This window comes from Providencia alcalifaciens (assembly GCF_020271745.1).
Taxonomy (GTDB): Bacteria; Pseudomonadota; Gammaproteobacteria; order Enterobacterales; family Enterobacteriaceae; genus Providencia; species Providencia alcalifaciens_B.
This window is the reverse complement of the sequence record NZ_CP084296.1, coordinates 1,837,636-1,854,040: the sequence shown is the minus strand read 5'-3', so window position 1 is coordinate 1,854,040 and position 16,405 is coordinate 1,837,636. Positions and strand designations below refer to the sequence as shown.

13 protein-coding genes are annotated in these 16,405 nt (G+C 47.7%); 1 reads left to right on the top strand and 12 read right to left on the bottom strand.

Translation table 11 applies throughout. The annotated features are described in order from the left end of the window. Positions 1-19 precede the first annotated feature (19 nt). Genes LDO51_RS08470 through LDO51_RS08450 form a run of 5 tightly spaced genes read right to left on the bottom strand, consistent with a single transcriptional unit; the run spans position 20 to position 7,705 of the window. Positions 20-1,147: a cupin domain-containing protein gene (locus LDO51_RS08470; protein ID WP_225577102.1), complete on the bottom strand. Its 1,128-nt coding sequence runs from the start codon at positions 1,145-1,147 to the stop codon at positions 20-22. A gap of 28 nt (positions 1,148-1,175) precedes the next feature. Then, complete coding sequence (locus tag LDO51_RS08465) at positions 1,176-3,491, bottom strand: bifunctional salicylyl-CoA 5-hydroxylase/oxidoreductase (protein WP_225577101.1); 2,316 nt, start codon at positions 3,489-3,491, stop codon at positions 1,176-1,178. Positions 3,492-3,520: 29 nt separating this feature from the next. Next, positions 3,521-3,943 carry an acyl-CoA thioesterase gene (locus LDO51_RS08460; RefSeq protein ID WP_225577100.1) on the bottom strand — a complete coding sequence of 141 codons (423 nt, stop codon included), beginning with the start codon at positions 3,941-3,943 and terminating at the stop codon, positions 3,521-3,523. Between the two features lie 10 nt (positions 3,944-3,953). Beyond that, on the bottom strand, positions 3,954-5,498 hold the full coding sequence (locus LDO51_RS08455) for an indolepyruvate oxidoreductase subunit beta family protein (RefSeq protein ID WP_225577099.1): 1,545 nt from the start codon (positions 5,496-5,498) through the stop codon (positions 3,954-3,956). 8 nt (positions 5,499-5,506) lie between these two features. Continuing rightward, on the bottom strand, positions 5,507-7,705 hold the full coding sequence (locus tag LDO51_RS08450; protein WP_336432188.1) for an indolepyruvate ferredoxin oxidoreductase subunit alpha: 2,199 nt from the start codon (positions 7,703-7,705) through the stop codon (positions 5,507-5,509). A 714-nt stretch (positions 7,706-8,419) separates the two neighbouring features. Between LDO51_RS08450 and LDO51_RS08445 the strand changes: the two genes are divergently transcribed. Beyond that, positions 8,420-9,427 carry an AraC family transcriptional regulator gene (locus LDO51_RS08445; protein WP_225577097.1) on the top strand — a complete coding sequence of 336 codons (1,008 nt, stop codon included), beginning with the start codon at positions 8,420-8,422 and terminating at the stop codon, positions 9,425-9,427. A 175-nt stretch (positions 9,428-9,602) separates the two neighbouring features. On the opposite strand, the gene LDO51_RS08440 is transcribed toward LDO51_RS08445, so the two are convergent. The 7 genes from LDO51_RS08440 to soxR form a co-directional block, all read right to left on the bottom strand. After that, positions 9,603-10,499 (bottom strand): SphA family protein, encoded by an 897-nt coding sequence (locus tag LDO51_RS08440; protein ID WP_225577096.1) that lies wholly within the window; start codon positions 10,497-10,499, stop codon positions 9,603-9,605. Between the two features lie 98 nt (positions 10,500-10,597). Then, positions 10,598-12,211 carry a phytoene desaturase family protein gene (locus LDO51_RS08435; protein WP_225577095.1) on the bottom strand — a complete coding sequence of 538 codons (1,614 nt, stop codon included), beginning with the start codon at positions 12,209-12,211 and terminating at the stop codon, positions 10,598-10,600. A 3-nt stretch (positions 12,212-12,214) separates the two neighbouring features. Continuing rightward, positions 12,215-12,997 (bottom strand): cyclase family protein, encoded by a 783-nt coding sequence (locus LDO51_RS08430; protein ID WP_036955285.1) that lies wholly within the window; start codon positions 12,995-12,997, stop codon positions 12,215-12,217. Between the two features lie 14 nt (positions 12,998-13,011). Beyond that, the gene (locus LDO51_RS08425) at positions 13,012-13,548 is read right to left on the bottom strand and encodes a flavin reductase family protein (protein ID WP_225577094.1); all 537 of its coding nucleotides are present in this window, start codon (positions 13,546-13,548) and stop codon (positions 13,012-13,014) included. An 11-nt stretch (positions 13,549-13,559) separates the two neighbouring features. Next, a complete protein-coding gene (locus tag LDO51_RS08420) occupies positions 13,560-14,807 on the bottom strand; it encodes a styrene monooxygenase/indole monooxygenase family protein (protein ID WP_225577093.1) in 1,248 nt (415 codons plus the stop codon). 35 nt (positions 14,808-14,842) lie between these two features. Further along, on the bottom strand, positions 14,843-15,628 hold the full coding sequence (locus tag LDO51_RS08415) for an SDR family oxidoreductase (protein ID WP_225577092.1): 786 nt from the start codon (positions 15,626-15,628) through the stop codon (positions 14,843-14,845). 194 nt (positions 15,629-15,822) lie between these two features. Continuing rightward, the gene (soxR, locus tag LDO51_RS08410; protein ID WP_187128693.1) at positions 15,823-16,305 is read right to left on the bottom strand and encodes a redox-sensitive transcriptional activator SoxR; all 483 of its coding nucleotides are present in this window, start codon (positions 16,303-16,305) and stop codon (positions 15,823-15,825) included. Positions 16,306-16,405: the final 100 nt, after the last annotated feature.

Genomic DNA, 16,405 nt, shown 5'->3' with positions numbered 1-16,405 from the left:
AAATAATTAGACTACATCGTTAACTAATCACTTTTTGGTGCCCATCATTGTCCACAAGCGCCTCTTCATAATAGAGACCAAGGGAGTGCATCACTGGCAGGTCGTTAAAACAGAACAGACACGCATCTTCATTCTGGGATGTATTCACATGTTCATGGAACATCCACGATGGCACGCAAAAAATATCTCGCTCTTGCCAGTCAAAGCACTGCCCATTAATAATCGAATACCCTTTTCCTTTCGCCACTTGGTAGATAAAGCTACCCGTGTGACGATGAGCTTTACCAACAAACCCAGGGCGTAATAACTGCATACTAGCTCCAATCGTTGGCATCACTGGCCCGCCGGTTAATGGGTTGGTGTAGTTCATTAAAACATCATCAAACACCGAGCCATCCGTCACTTTTGCGGCGCGTTGTAGCGCTTCATAAGTCGGTCCCCACTGATATTTGAATAATGGCGAATATGGCTTATCCCATCCCACATGGTGCGGGCGTAACGCTGTCGCTCCCCACATGCCAACGGGATAATCAATTGGGCGAGTTTGCACTTGATGTAAATCAGGATGAACTTTGTAGAAACCCGCTTCCATCGCATTGACTAATGGAATATCCAGACCATCCTGCCAAATACACGGTAGCCCGCCTTCTTCCACACCATGCTCATGCCAAGTACCGTTAGGCGTCAGTACAAAATCATTGGCTTCTAAAATCATTTTTTGCCCTTCCACAATGGTGTAGGCGCCGCGCCCTTCCATAATGAAACGCAATGCTGAGGATGAATGTGCGTGAGCCGAAGCCGCTTCCCCCGGATGCATCACCTGTAAACCTGAATACAACCAACCCACCGCAGCTGCCACATCTTGACGACCCGGGTTGTTTAAATAGATCACACGGCGACCCGCTTTTTCCGGGGTCACCAAATCCACTGAACGTAAAACATGCTCCCGTAAATCTTGATAGCGCCATAACACAGGCACAGATTGAGATTTTGGCTGCCACGGCTCAATTTTGTTGGCAACCGTCCACAATGCGCCCGTTTTTAGTTCATCTAACTGTTTGTAATACGCCAACAATTCTGGTGTATCTTCCACATCTGCGCGTCCTGCGACATTTTCTCTGTATTGGTCATGGGACTGAGTCGTCATAGTGTTTCCTCCTCTCGCATTTGCGCCATTAACGGCTTTTCGATTGTTGGATTAATTGTTGGCGACCATATTCATAAGGCGCTGGCCACGTGACGGAATTCCACCCAAAGCGAGCACACTCATGGAGTAGCCAAGCAGGGTCCGCAAGGAGTGGTCGAGAGAGCGCACAAAGGTCCGCGCGCCCTGATGCAATAATGCTATTCACTTGATCCGCATCGGTAATCGCACCGACGGCAATCACGGGTACCGATCCTTCATTGCGAATACGGTCCGCCATTGGAGTTTGATACATACGCCCATAAACAGGCTGTTGTAGTGGGGAAACTTCACCGGATGAACAATCGATAATATCGGCTCCGGCTTGATGAAGCGCCTGACCAATTAATACCGCCTCATCGACTGTTGTGCCGCCTTCAACCCAATCTGTTGCAGATATACGCACAGATAGTGGCTTATCCTCAGACCATACTTTTCTGACCGCGCTCACGACCGCTAACGGGAAACGTAAACGATTTTCTAATGACCCACCAAATGCATCAGTACGCTGGTTAGTTAACGGAGAAATAAAGCTCGATAACAGATAACCATGCCCCGCTTGCAACTCTAACCAATCAAAACCGGCTTGGTCTGCACGTTTTGCTGCCGCCACAAACTGGTCGATAATCGTCGCCATTTGGGCTTCTGTTAGCTCAGTAGGTGTCTGTGAAATTGAAGGTAGATAAGGTAATGGTGACGCAGAAACTAATGGCCAATTATCGTGTTTCATTGGGTGGTTTTCTTGTTCCCAACCGCGCTGTGTTGAACCACGACGCCCTGCATGCCCCAGTTGGATGCCAATTTTCGCATCTGTTTTTTGATGTACAAATTGTGTCACATTTTTCCATGCCGTCACTTGCGCATCATTCCAAATTCCCGGGCAGCCCATCGTGACTCTCGCTTCAGGGGAAATCGCCGTCATTTCTGTCATAATCAGGCTAGCACCACCTAATGCGCGGCTACCGATATGTACCAGATGGAAATCACTGACGACCCCATCAGTTGCGCAATACAGCAGCGTTGGAGACGCTATCACGCGGTTTTTCAGTTCCACATTACGCAAGCGAAATGGTGTCAACATCGGGGCGACTTTTTGGTTAGCCACCTGCGTTGGTAAACCCGACTTTTCGGCAAACCAGTTTTCATAATGGGTTAACCAGTTACCATCGCGCACACGTAAATTTTCATGAGAGATGCGCTGAGAACGGGTTAATAAAGAGTAAGCAAACTGCTCAGGGTCAAGGTTTTCATAGCGTTGCACGTTTTCAAACCACTCGGTCGAGTTACGCGCCGCATTCTGGATTTTCAGCACTTCGACACTGCGAACTTTTTGGTAGTGCTCGAGTCCCTTGCGCAAATCCCCTTGAGTCGCTTTCAAGCTTTCACACAGCTCAATCGCATCTTCCAGAGCCAGTTTTGTGCCTGAACCAATAGAGAAGTGAGCGGTATGAGCGGCATCCCCCATTAGCACCACAGGAACTTCCTTGCTGCTTGTTGGTTGTGTCCAGTGCACCCAGTTATCACAAATCACGCGAGGGAAGCGGATCCAAATCGCGGCACCACGTAAGTGCGCTGCATTCGCAATCAGTTTTTCACCATCCAGCCATGGAGCGAATAGCTTTTCACAGTAAGCAATCCCATCTTCCTGAGACATTTGATCGATACCTGCTTTCAACCAAGTCTCTTCCGTGGTTTCCACGATAAATGTGGATAACCCTTCTTGGAATTGATAAGCGTGGACTTGGAACCAACCGTGTTCATTTTCAGCGAACAAGAAGGTAAATGCGTCGAAAATCTTTTTCGTGCCAAGCCAAACAAAACGGCAACGGCGTTGGTCAATATCAGGTTTGAAGATATTTTCATAGCGAGTACGGACTGCGCTGTTGATCCCGTCAGATGCAATCACCAGATCCGCATCATATTGGCGTGCAATTTCTTGGTCATCCGCCACTTGGGTTTCAAATACCAATTCCACCCCCACTTCAAGGCAGCGATCTTGCAAGATATTAAGGAGCTTTTTGCGCCCAATACCAATGAAGCCATGTCCACCACTACGGTTACAGCTACCTTTAAAATGAATGTCGATATCATCCCAATGGCTAAATTCAGCACTGATCGTTTCTGCTGAGACTGGATCTGCTTTGCGCAAATTACTTAATGTGGCATCCGAAAATACCACGCCCCAACCAAAGGTGTCATAAGGTCGGTTACGTTCAACCACTACTACACGGTTACTTGGGTTTTGCAGTTTCATCAGCAACCCGAAATAAAGCCCAGCGGGACCGCCGCCGATACAAACGATATTCATGGAGTTTCTCCTTTAATTACGTTGTGCCATTACACCGGTTGCTGCTGGGTTAAGGCGCGATACAGTGCTTCAGGAATTGGAATAGCCTGATGCGTAATCAGTGATGTAGTGACATAGGTTTGCGTCACTTCCATGCGCAACTCGCCATCAAGGCTGATACAGCGTTGAAGTAGAGTCAGTGATTTACCGCCAATGCGTTCGACATGCAGCTCAAGCTGAACATCATCCCCCATACGGCTAATCGCTTTAAAATCCGCCTCTAAATGCACTGTGGGCAAACCAAAGCGCTGATCGAGGATATACCCTGCAAATCCTTCAGGAAGTAATTCATCAAACCAACGCTCAATGAGGTTGTTAAACATCACGAAATATTGTGGATAAAACACAATGCCCGCAGGATCACACTCTGAAAAATTGATCCGGTGGTTTCGAGAAAATGTCAGTAAACTCATGATGCTATCCTTATTCCATCGCCAAACGCTGACGGCATTTTTTCAACTCATTACCATGTTCATCTGCCAGTGCAGCTTCACGAAGTTCACGTAAATTTATCGGTGCTAGCTGGCTACCATGACGCTCAACAATCTCCATCAAAACTTGGAAATTACGTAATCCACGAGCATGGGTGTCGCTATACCCCTTCACTACTCTCTGACATTGCGCAATTTCAGTTGCCAAAGCAGGATTACTACTTGCGGCTTGCGCCACAGCGGCTAGCCATTTTTCAATACGGTTATTTTCAAGCTGATAACGTAGCGTTGAGCGACGCCCTCTGCGCCATGCGGCTAGCACGTACAACTGTAAGAATCCCCACAAGGAACTGGTAGTGATTGTTCGTCCCCTTTGCGTCAATTTGCGAACGGCTTTGTGTACCCAATGTGGTTTCATCAACCACTTGCCTAAATTTTTGGGAAGCGTTTCGCAAATCTCTTCAATTCTTGGATGCATAAATTCATTGATGTCGAGCAATTGGTTATCTTTCGCTTGGACTTCACTGCGTACTCGAGCAAAACGGCTATCACGAATTTTTAAGTCCGCAACACGAATGGTGTCTTCATAAGACATCCACAGCGCTAGGTGGCGCACTAACGCACGCTGCAAACGCGGGTCATCACCACCTTTTTGCGCAAACAGCCCTTGCAATCGATTGAGGTACGCCTCGGCATATGCAGGGTCTTGATAATCAACCAGACGACGAACACCTTCTGTCGCAAGGTAGTGAACATGGTCAGGAAACTGACTTTCAATCTGAGAAAGGAGAGCCGCTACATGTTTGTTTTTTGGTGTTTTTTCCACCGATTTTGCAGATTCTGCTTGATAAGCTTCTTCCGGCTGAGCCGCTTTTTCAGCGCCCAATGCAAATGCCCGCAAGCTCGGTTTCACGCCAACGCCACCACGAACGATGGTTTCTTCAAATTGTTCACGGCTAAAGGGCAGAACCCCCGAACCAAACAGCGCACCGAACAATACGGCGCTGATCACGCTGCCACTTTCTTGCGCCGCTTGCGCCATATCAAAATGCACAAATTGGCGGGCGGCTTGCCCCGCATGGCGGATCAACGCTTGGCTATCCACTCGCCCATCCCCCATTGCGGATTTTTCTGCGATGGAATAAACCCGATGGGTCGAACTAATCAGCGTGGTACGCTCCGCAGTCACAAAACCACGTTGTACCGCGCGTCCAGCTTCCATCAGCTCTGAAGCCAACACCACATCCACATCACCGGGCATTGGCATTAACGCTAAAACAGGTGAAGGGGTTTGCGGGTTATCAGCGCCGGGGAATAATTCAACATAATAAATTGTTGCCCCTGTACGCTGCGCCACGCCTGGCACTGACGTAGTTTGCGCAAAATAACCGTTATCTTCGCCAAGATTGACAATCCAATCGGCGAGAACACCACCGCCTTCACCGCCCATCGCGAGGATGGCGATTTTGATCGGCTGTAAAGCCATTAGCGGTTGAGAAGTCATTAACGGTTGAGAAGTCATTAAAGATTGAGTCATGTGCCCCCCTAAAAACTCAGTTGTTCACGGCGGCGTGCATCACGGCGCTGTAAGAAGCCAATAAACCAGCCGCGAACACGGTGGCGCAACTTGTCCCAACCATTTGGATTGGTAATAATCTGAGCTTTAAAGAATGAGGGACACAGCACTGCGGCATGGGAAACCTCACCGCACAGCCCACAGCCTACGCAGCTATCCATCACCGTCGCGACAGGGTCTGTCCGTAAAGGATCTGGGTTAGGTTTGATTGATAACGATGGACAACCTGATAAACGAATACAGGAGTGGTCTCCCGTGCAAGTGTCTGAATCGACACCAAAACGTTCACGGATAACTCGCTTGCCTGCTGAAACGTCTTCACGAACTTTTTTCTTTTCGCGGCGCTGTTTGTTCAACATACATTCGCTTTGCGCAATTAACACTTTCGGGCCACTTTCTGTGGTCGTCAGTGCCTCACGTAACGTATTCGTCATGGCTTTTAAATCGTAGGTACGCTTGATGGTTTTTACCCAATTCACCCCAACGCCTTTGACTGCTTTTTCAATCTCATGCCCTGTGCTGCGAGTAGAATTTAGCGCCGTTGACGACAAAATATCTTGCCCACCTGTTGCAGAGGTATAACTGTTATCAACAACAATGGTTAAGTTATCGCTACGGTTAAATACACTATTAGCAATACCGCTGGTTAATCCGTTGTGCCAAAAACCACCATCCCCCATCACTGAAATGGCTCGCTTACCCGCTTTGGCATTTAACGCGGCAGCACCCGCACCACCAAGTCCGTATCCCATCGTGGTGTTACCGAGGTTAAATGGCGGCAGAATAGAGAATAAATGGCAGCCAATGTCTGCGCTCACATGGTGTTCACCCAGTTCACGCTCAATTAGCTTCATTGCAGTAAAAATGGGACGTTCAGGGCAACCCGTACAGAACCCCGGTGGACGCGCATGTACCGTTTCATTTAAAGTAGGTTCCGCAGCATTCACATATTCAGGTAGGTCATCATCGACTTTGACAGCCGCAACATTAATGGTTGGAATACGAATTTGATTTGCAGCCGCTTTCACTTGTGGCTCAATTTTGCCATAGCGTTCGAAAAATGATCGTAGCCCTGCTAATACCGTTGCCGTGTTATATTCCCCCGCCATCGGCAGCATATCTTTACCATGCAGTGCCACATCAATATTGCGTTGACGTAAAATATTCGCCACGTTTTGCTCAACAAAGTTTGGTTGCCCTTCCTCTAAAACTAAAATGGCTTTTTTATTGCGGCAAAAGCGTTCAAACTCATCATCAATCAACGGGTATGCCACATTCATGACATACAACGGGATTTTACTGTTACCAAAAACATCGGCGAGACCAATCTGGTTTAATGCACGGATCAGCGTGTTGTAGTTGCCGCCCTGTAAGGCGATCCCCACATCTTCGGCATCTTCCGCAAAAAATTCATTGAGTTCACGTTGTTGAATAAATTTGATGGCAGCAGGCCAGCGAGCCTCAATTTTCTCTTTTTCATGTAAAAAACTGGCTGGCGGTAACACGATACGGCTCACGTCCCGAGTTGGGTTTTCTAGCGCATCTTTGACCGTAAATTTAGGATACTGGTTATCAGAGCATGTGAACTGCCCATGAACATGGCAAGAGCGAATACGCATTTGCAGCATAACTGGGGTGTTGCTGGCTTCAGAAAGATCAAAACCATCTTTAACTGCTTGAACAATGCAAGGTAAATTAGGGCGTGGGTCGAGTAACCACATTTGGGATTTCATAGCAAATGCGTGGCTGCGTTCCTGCATGATGGAGGAACCTTCGCCATAATCTTCACCGACGATGATCAGCGCACCACCCAGTACACCGCCAGAAGCTAAGTTTGCTAATGCATCTGAAGCAACGTTAGTACCCACGGTTGCTTTGAATGTCACTGCGCCACGTAAAGGGTAGTTAACCGATGCGGCCAGTGTTGCGGCAGCGGTAGCTTCACTGGCGCTGTTTTCAAAACGAATACCATAATCCGATAAGATATCCTGCGCATCAGCCAGCACATCCATCAGGTGGGAGATGGGGGCTCCCTGATAGCCTGCCACATAGGAGACTCCCGATTCGAGTAATGCTTTAGTGACGGCAAGGATCCCTTCACCGCTGAAAACTTCGCCTTCACCCTGCCGTAATTTTTGAACTTCTTGAACAAACGAGCGCTCAGCCATTTTAACCTCACCAGTCAACGTCAGCACGTTGTTATCTTTTTTGTGTTTCTTTCTTGTATCTCATTTGTTAATAATTGGTCAATTCATGATTAATCATGCATATTAGATTTTTGCAGAGAGTGGATAAGAGGTGCATAGAGCGGACAAAATCATTGTAAAATAATGAAAAAATGGCAAAGAGAAGAATGATTAATAAGAATTCGAGCCAAAGAAACCCATGACCAATTTTCCTAATAAATCAACTAATAGCCCTAATTAACCCCTACAAATAAAGAGTCATTAGAGTATTATTCTGATTAAAGACAAAATATCTCTACAGATAACTTTTCGCTTAACTAATAGGTAGCCAAATATACAAAACAACATGAATAATCATATATTTAAAACTAACAATAAATAAAAATAACTTTATTTTTTAGTTTGTTACGTAAATCACAATCAGCGTATTCTCTCTATTTTTTTGCAGTATTCGGATAGTTTTTATACAAATATGGCTAGGTAAGCAAATTCCTTTATGCTATGTTCGAAGCACAATTGGTTAAAAATTGTTTAATGAAATGTTAACAAAACCGACCCTGTGATGAGTCGAAGATAATAAAAAATAATAATGAGATATCGAAATATCCCATAGAGACCCTAAAGGATTCTAGCTTATCGCGACACTCGCTAGGCAACCTATCAAGGGCACAGTGTTTACTTTGGAGGCACCTCCTTATGTTGAGCAATTCATGGCCTTACGTACCTGCACCTCAGATAGAGAACCAACTCTGTTCTTCTGAGCGATTATTATTCAGTTCAGCTGATCCTGAAGAGATCAAATCCATGGTGGGACGCGTGATGAAACCCCATCAATTTCAGCTACTTAACCCGCATCAGCGTCTTGATGCTCGCATGCATTACATTCCAATGGGGGATATTTCCCTCAGCCGGCTACGCTATGGGGCAGATGTGGCTATCACCCCCGGGCAATTGGAAGATTTTTTTCTGGTGCAAATGCCATTATCAGGCAGTGCAATTATCGAAAGCGGCGGGAAAACTATAGAATCCACACCGCAGATGGCTTCTTTGCTTAGCCCAGAAGAGTCCACGGTGATGCGTTGGAATAGTGACAATGACCAATTTATGCTGCGAATTTCTCGTTCTTTATTAGAGCGTACGTTGGTTGGACAGCTTGGGCATACCTTAGAGAAACCGTTAGTTTTTGAATTGGGGTTTGCTTGGCAGTCTTGCATTGCATGGCGTACGTTGATGAATTATTTGGTTGAATGCGCTACACGTACACCTGATTTACTGCAGCATAAACTGATCACCACCCAAGTAGAGCAATTAGTTTCTGTCACTCTATTATCCACCCACCAGCATAATTATTTGGAAGATTCCGGTATGCGTCGTGCCACTATTCGTCCACGCCATGTTCGCCGCGTTCAAGAATATCTTGAAGCTCACGCCCACGAACCTATCACGGTAGAACAACTCGCCCATATTGCTGGGGTGAGTTTGCGCAGCTTATATGCCGGTTTTAAAGAGTTTTTAGATATTAGTCCGATGCAATATTTACGTGATTTGCGTATGGAGCGAGTTAGAGCCGAATTGATGTCAGGGGAAGCCACCAGCGTGACTGGCGTGGCATTGCGTTGGGGATTCGCCCACATGGGACGGTTTAGCGCAGAATACAAACAACGTTACGGAGAAAGCCCCAGCCAAAGTATGAAAAAAGCGTAAATTCACGTATTAAAACCATTCTAGATTACAATGACCGTATGGCTAATTAGCAAGCAGCGCGGTCATTTTTTCATATATGAAAGACTTGATTATCACCTGAAAATGAAAATGGGTAATAGGAATTATACACTTCAATATCAGCAGCCTTTCGGCTGCCAATATTGAGATAAAGGGATTAAAACGGAATAGACGCTTTGAGGTAAATTTGTGAACCTTCTGGACGGTTTTTCACCGAAAAATCCTTCTCCCACTTCGCCGTAAATAGCCAACCTTGTGGGTTTGCATAACGGATTGAAGGACCTACCGCAAAGGCTTGAGCCTTACCTTGTGCTGAATTTGAACCGCTGTCGTTGGTGGTTTGCATAAATCCATAACCCCCAATCCCCGCTACCCAGCCATTACCAAAGCCCCAACCTAATGCATAATCGGCGTGGAATGCTTGTCCTGAACGAGTATCCGTATCATTGTTGCGGAAGTTAAAGTCATACATCATTTTTAAATCCGCATTCACTCCTACAGGTGGAATGTAGCTGATCGCCCACACAGGCTGTAATACCCAGTAATTTTTTCCTAAACTTGATGGGTCGGTTTTACTGTATTTTCCGGTTGGCGCATAAGCATCCAGCCCCAATACATAATGCAAGTCAGCTGAAGGATGGAAACCTAATGCGGGGCCAAAAGTAATATCCCCTAGCCCACGACTGGTTTCTTTATTCCCCGCCGCCTTCGCCGTCACATCCAACAAAGGAAGAATGGTGTGAAACGCTAAATCACCACCAAACACTTTTTGGTCAGTCACCCAGATAAAGCGCGGTGCTAGCACGTTCACATTCACACTAAAGCCGGGGATCGGAATTTTATCGCCTTTGTTGTCACGAACACTGTCATAGTGGGCATTTCCACCATAGACCAGCACATGGACACCTTGCGGTGGAAGTGCGCCAGACATAAAGTTTTCTAGCCCATCAGGGTAGATCCCAAGACCGCCCCCTTCTGTTGCGACAGCACCAAATGACAGTGCACCCAAGCACGAGCCGACGAGCAGCTTATTCACCATTTCTTTATTCATCATTTACCTGCCGCTGTAGTGATTTTATGATATTTTTTATATAGTTACTTTTATGATCGCTGTGTTTGTCTTACCTAGAATTGACTCAAGCCCATTCTCTATTACCGCTTTTTCTTCGCTGCTAATTTCTCAGCAACTAAATACCCAGAGCCCCCGCCAAGACCAGGACCCGGATGGGTTGATGCTCCAATATGGAACAAATTTTTGACTGCCGTTTGATGCGCTTTTGTCTGCCCTGAAGCCGCAAACGGTCGCAACCAAAAGAATTGATCTGGCGAACAGGTTCCTGAGTACGGATCCCCACCCACCAGATTGCAGTTATAACGTTCAAGATCGGCGGGGGAAATCGCTTTACGTCCGACTATCAAATCAGATACACCGGGCATCACCATTTCCAAACGCTGTTGAATGCGATCGGCAACCGCTTCACGCACCGCGTTATTCCAACGGCCATCCTCAGGGATCGCAATTTCTCCCGCCGCATCCCCTTTAAGATGGCGAGGCAGTTCCTGCATTTGGATCCACAAGATCCACCCGCCCTCAGGAGCACGGCTTGGGTCTAATGTGGTGGGTTGACCGATCCCAAACGTCGGGCGATCAGGCAGATAACCATTATTGGCTTGAGTGACGGACAAACACACTTGCTCCATACTCTCTGTGAAATGAACCAATGGCACATTGAGTAATTCAGGATTACACCAAGGTGGCGGCGCGCTTAGCGCAAAATGGATTTGCATTCCACCGCGCCCATAGCGATAGCCCTCCGCCCGTTGTTTCACTTGCGGCGAAACCTCATCGAGCAAGCCGCCATATAGCTGGGTTGGCGTTACGTTGCACACCACACTTTCACTCGCGGGGATAAACTGCCCATCCACACGAACCCCTGTGGCGCGGCTGTTTTTACCGCTGCCCTGCGTGATAATTTTCTCTACATGGGCGTTGGTACGTAACTCGCCACCATGTTGCTCAATCACTTTGGCGAACGCTTCAACAATCCGGTAGCTGCCACCTTTGACAACGGGCATACCCCCCGCCACAACCGCAGCAAACGTCAGTTTACCAATCAGCGCCGAGCTGGCTTCATCAGGCCCTAGCCCTGTATGCAGCACCCACGGTGCCATCAAGGCTCGGCTAAAATCATGTTGTAATTCCCGCTCAGACCAGCGACGAAAGCTTTCCACTCCGGATTTAGCGAAATCCAGCAAGCCATCAACGCCGCGTTTGCGCCACTCGGAAAACAGTAACTTGAACATGCCGCCGCTGTAGGGGTTTTGCCCTAATAAACCAAATGTCAGCGCCGCATCTTCGCTAAACAGCTTTTCGGCCATTTGGCGAAACACTAAGCCATCTCCGGGGGCGAGAGCATCTAGCTGTTTGGCAGCCTCCGCAATATCCCGCTTTAATGCCACTGATTTTCCATTTGGCTGCACCAATCCAGTGGAATAGTCGCATTGCGCGAACTCCAAACCCTGTTGTTGAAGCAATGGCGCTAATTCTTGGTAGCCAGGGCTACCAACAAACAGTGAATACCAGCAAGAAAGCAGGTCGTGGGTATAACCTTCAAATAGCGCTTCGGTACGAATACAACCGCCAAGGCGATCGTTACGTTCCAGAACCAAAACCGATTTCCCGCGCACCGCCAATAAGGCGGCGCACATCAGCGAATTCATCCCGCTGCCGACCACGATCACTTGGGGGTTGGATAAGCTCGCCATACTTCACCCCACCAGCGCAAGCACGCGTAATGGGCTGCCTGAGCCGCCTTCAATTTTCAGGGGCGCCGCAACGATCACCACCCCAGTGGCTGGTAGTTGGTCGAGATTTTTCAAACATTGCAAACCGTATTTATTGTTGCCGTGCATTAACGTGTGGCACGGGTACGGTACTGGCCAGCTGTAAGATTGCCCCGCATCGGTATTGATAGTTTCAACCCCAAAGCCTTTAACATCACGCTGGTGGATAAGCCATTCAACCGCTTCTTGAGAAGGACCCGGCGTGTGAGCGCCATCTTCGCGCATATTCACATACGCTTCTGGGTTATCGGACTTTTTCGACCAATCTGTGCGCAGTAAAACCCATGCTGCTTTGGGAATTTTGCCGTGTTTCTCTTCCCACTTTTGCAGGAAATCCACCGTTAGGACCCAATCGGGGTTTTGCGCCACTTCTTTACTTGCATCAACCACTACCGCTGGGGCAATAAAGTGGTGGAGCGGGATGGTATCAACGGTGTTTTTGGGCTGATCTTTACCGCTTATCCAATGAATTGGCGCATCAAAGTGGGTGCCGGTGTGTTCACCGCAGCTAAAATTGTTCCAATACCAAGCGGGACCATTTTCATCATAACGGGAGATTTGCTCCATTTTGAATGACCACACTTGCCCAAACTCAGCTGGCAGTTGCAATGCCGGAAATGAAGGCGATAAGGTTTGTGTCAGGTCGATAATCTGAATATTGCCTTTTTGTAACTCGCTGGCGAATGACATCAAAGTTTGCTGTTCCATACTATCTCCTGCGCCTATTGCGCTTCATGTAGGGCGGTAAATGTGCCGCCATGGAAAACTAAAGGCTTGCCCGTTTCACTACCGATACGGCGCACATGCCCCACCATCAGTAAGTGGTCGCCAATATGATCTTGTTTATGGTTTTCACACACTAAGGTCACGATCGCGCCGTGTAAGGCGGGGATCCCTTCTGGCGTAATGTGCACGGCGACATCTTCAAATTTATTTTCGACTCGAGGGTTAGCAAAACGCATCGCCAACTCTTGGTGATCTTTACCTAAGATATTAATCGTGAAATGTTGGCAATCACGAAATACCGCCAGATTAGGTGAATGATTCACTAAGCTCCACAACACCAGAGGCGGATCTAATGACAGTGATGCGAATGAGTTGATGGTCAACCCAACGTCACGTCCATCAGGGGTGCGAGTGGTCACAACCGCTACCCCTGTGGGGTAGCAGCCTAGTAAATTGCGTAAGGTTTTCGATTCAAACTCGGTATGACCCCATTCGCTTTCGCACATAAGTGTGTCCTCTGCAATCATCGACATACTGATTTCTCCTACGAAGCGCGAACTTCTTCTTGCATCAACGATTGAATATACACATCGCAGGCATGGGCATCGTGCCACCATGGTGCAAGAACCGGTGGGTAGTTAAAGGCATTCGCGATGGTGTGCGCTAAGGTTGGCAGTTGTTGCGCAGCACCTAGCGCATTAAGAATATGTGGCTGTGGCGGCGCTAACAGAGCGTTCGTCCACTCCACCACATGGCGACCGTATTTCCAGAATTGTTCAAACGTTTCGTTCATCCATTCTGCGGTATATGGCTTATCACCACGGGCTAAAATGGCGTCGTAGTAGACTTTACTGGCTTTCGTGGCGTTATTCGATCCTTGCCCGGTTAATGGATCGTTGGTCACTAATGCATCCCCTAAACCGAAGACAATTTTGCCTGATGGCAGCGTGAGAACTGGCTTACGGACTGTTGGGGCAAAGCGCCCTGCCAGAATGCCGTTTTCGTCAGTTAGTTCTACATGACGGCAGCGCTCTGCTTCCCACGGTAAATAGGTATCGATGATTTTTTTGCTGTAGGCCAAATGTTCTTGTGGAGTACGCGCTTCCCCCCATTGATCCATGGGCCCACCCGGCACACCTTCAAAAACCATAATGTGGCAGTCGCCGCTATTGGTTAGAGATGGGAACACAAAGTACTCCCCCACGCCCGGTATCAAGTTGAAGGAAACTTGGGAAAATTCAGGGGTTGGCAGCATGCCGTGAACATAAGTGAGCGCTAACGCACGCTGAGGTTTATCGTACGGTGAGCGAGTCGGGTCACGTTCTAACAGCTTAACGATTTCCCCTTTTCCCCCCGCTAAAATCACTAAATCGTGAGTTTCAGCGAGTTTCTCTAACTCTGCGACGCCCACATCTTCAATCATTAAGTTGCCGCCGCGAGCAGCAAATAACTCCAGCCAGTAAGGCATTTTGATCCGCTGATCAACGGCTTGGGCGTAGTTATCAATACGTGAGCGCCAGCTAATGGCTTTTTCACCCGCTTTTTCAGGATGCGGGACGGTAAAACCAATACCTTCAACGGGTGGGCACTTGTCTTCCCAGAAGTTGATCCCTAAATCGCGCTCAAATTGTAGCGAAATATCAAACATGCATTGGCTGGACATCACGCGACCATTTTTCACATCATCTGGGGTACGGTTAGTCGCAACCGTCACATCATAACCTTTGTTCAGCAGCCCTAATGCCAATGGCATACCCGCCTGGCCACCACCTACGATTGCAATACGACGCATAGTGAATTCCTCGATAAAATTAAAATCAGGGTGTCTTATTCAGCAAGACGGGGAATGGCGGGTTTCGCCTGTTCAGGCCCCATGGCGGAGTATCCACCATCGACCGAGTAATCTGCGCCAGTAACAAAACTCGCCAGCTCAGACAGTAGGAATGCCACAACTTGAGCCACCTCTTCAGGGTCGCCAACACGTTGTAAAAGATGATAATCCGCCGCGACGCGGTCGGTTTTTTGGCGGTCGCCGCCAGTCAATTCGTCCATCACCCGAGACCATGTCCAGCCAGGGGAAACGGAATTGACGCGAATACCATCGGGGGCATAATCCATCGCTTGGCTGCGCGTCACTTCTAACATAGCGGCTTTCGATGCGGGATAAAGCCAGCGACCCGTTTGCGCCACCGAAGAGGAGATACTGGTGAAGTTAACAATTGCCCCTTTGCCCGCTTTGGCTAAATGAGGCTTGGCAAATTGCGCAGCCATCACGGCACTCACCACGTTGATATTTAATGCCGTTAGCCAATCTTGACGTGAAGAGGCTTGACCGTCATCCAGATAGGTGGCGGCCAGATTAACCAAAAAATCGAGTTGACCATATTTTTGCGCAACACGGTCAATGCCTTGCTTTAGCTGTTGGTCATCGGTGATATCCACGGGCAAAAAGTCAATATTGGGCTCTGATTGCGCCACACTTTCCCCATTGGTTTTGTCGATATCAAAAATGGTGACTTTGACCCCATAGGAACATAAGATTTTTGCCACGGTTGCGCCGATTTTGGTTGCACCACCCGTCACGATGGCAATTTTGTTATTCAGACCTTTCATCGCTGTGCCCTCTTCGCTCTCATTCGTTCACAAAAAATTAACATGACGAATCATTACGCAAAAAAGGCAAAAATCGGTAGCCCATATGCGCAAAGATTATCCACACAGCGCGGCTATTTGATTAATAACTTAATGATTATATTGAATAAATAGCCACATTTTGCAGTGGCTATCCAGATAGTGAAAAGTGTGATTTAAGGACGTTCGAGGATTTGGGCACCCGACCCCTGATGACCTAAGATATCTTCAGGGTTGCGCAATGGGCAATCTTTGAGAGACAAACAACCACAACCAATACAGTGGTCCAACTCATTGCGCAATCGAGTTAACTGTTTGATTCGTCTATCTAATGAACTTTTCCATTCCGTTGACATCCCTTTCCACTCTTCTGCCGTCAATTTGCTGTTTGCTGGGAACTGACCAAGTGCATCTTGGATCTCTTTAAGGGGAATGCCGGTACTTTGGGCCACTTTGATAATGGCAATGTAGCGTAAAACCACCGGTGGAAAACGTCGCTGATTCCCTTGTGTTCGAGTGCTTTGAATCAGCCCTTTCGCTTCATAAAAATGCACGGTAGAAACCGGAACGCCTGCGCGTTTTGCCACTTCTCCTACCGTCAGTGCCCGTGAAAAATCTACCTTTTCCGCGGCAATTTTCCGCGTTTTTATCGTATTCATGGTTTTGCCCACCATTTTGCTCCCCCCCTATTGACCTCAACTTAACTTAAGGTTTTATAGTGCCAGCCTCTTTAATTGTCAATTTAAGATGCCAATGATG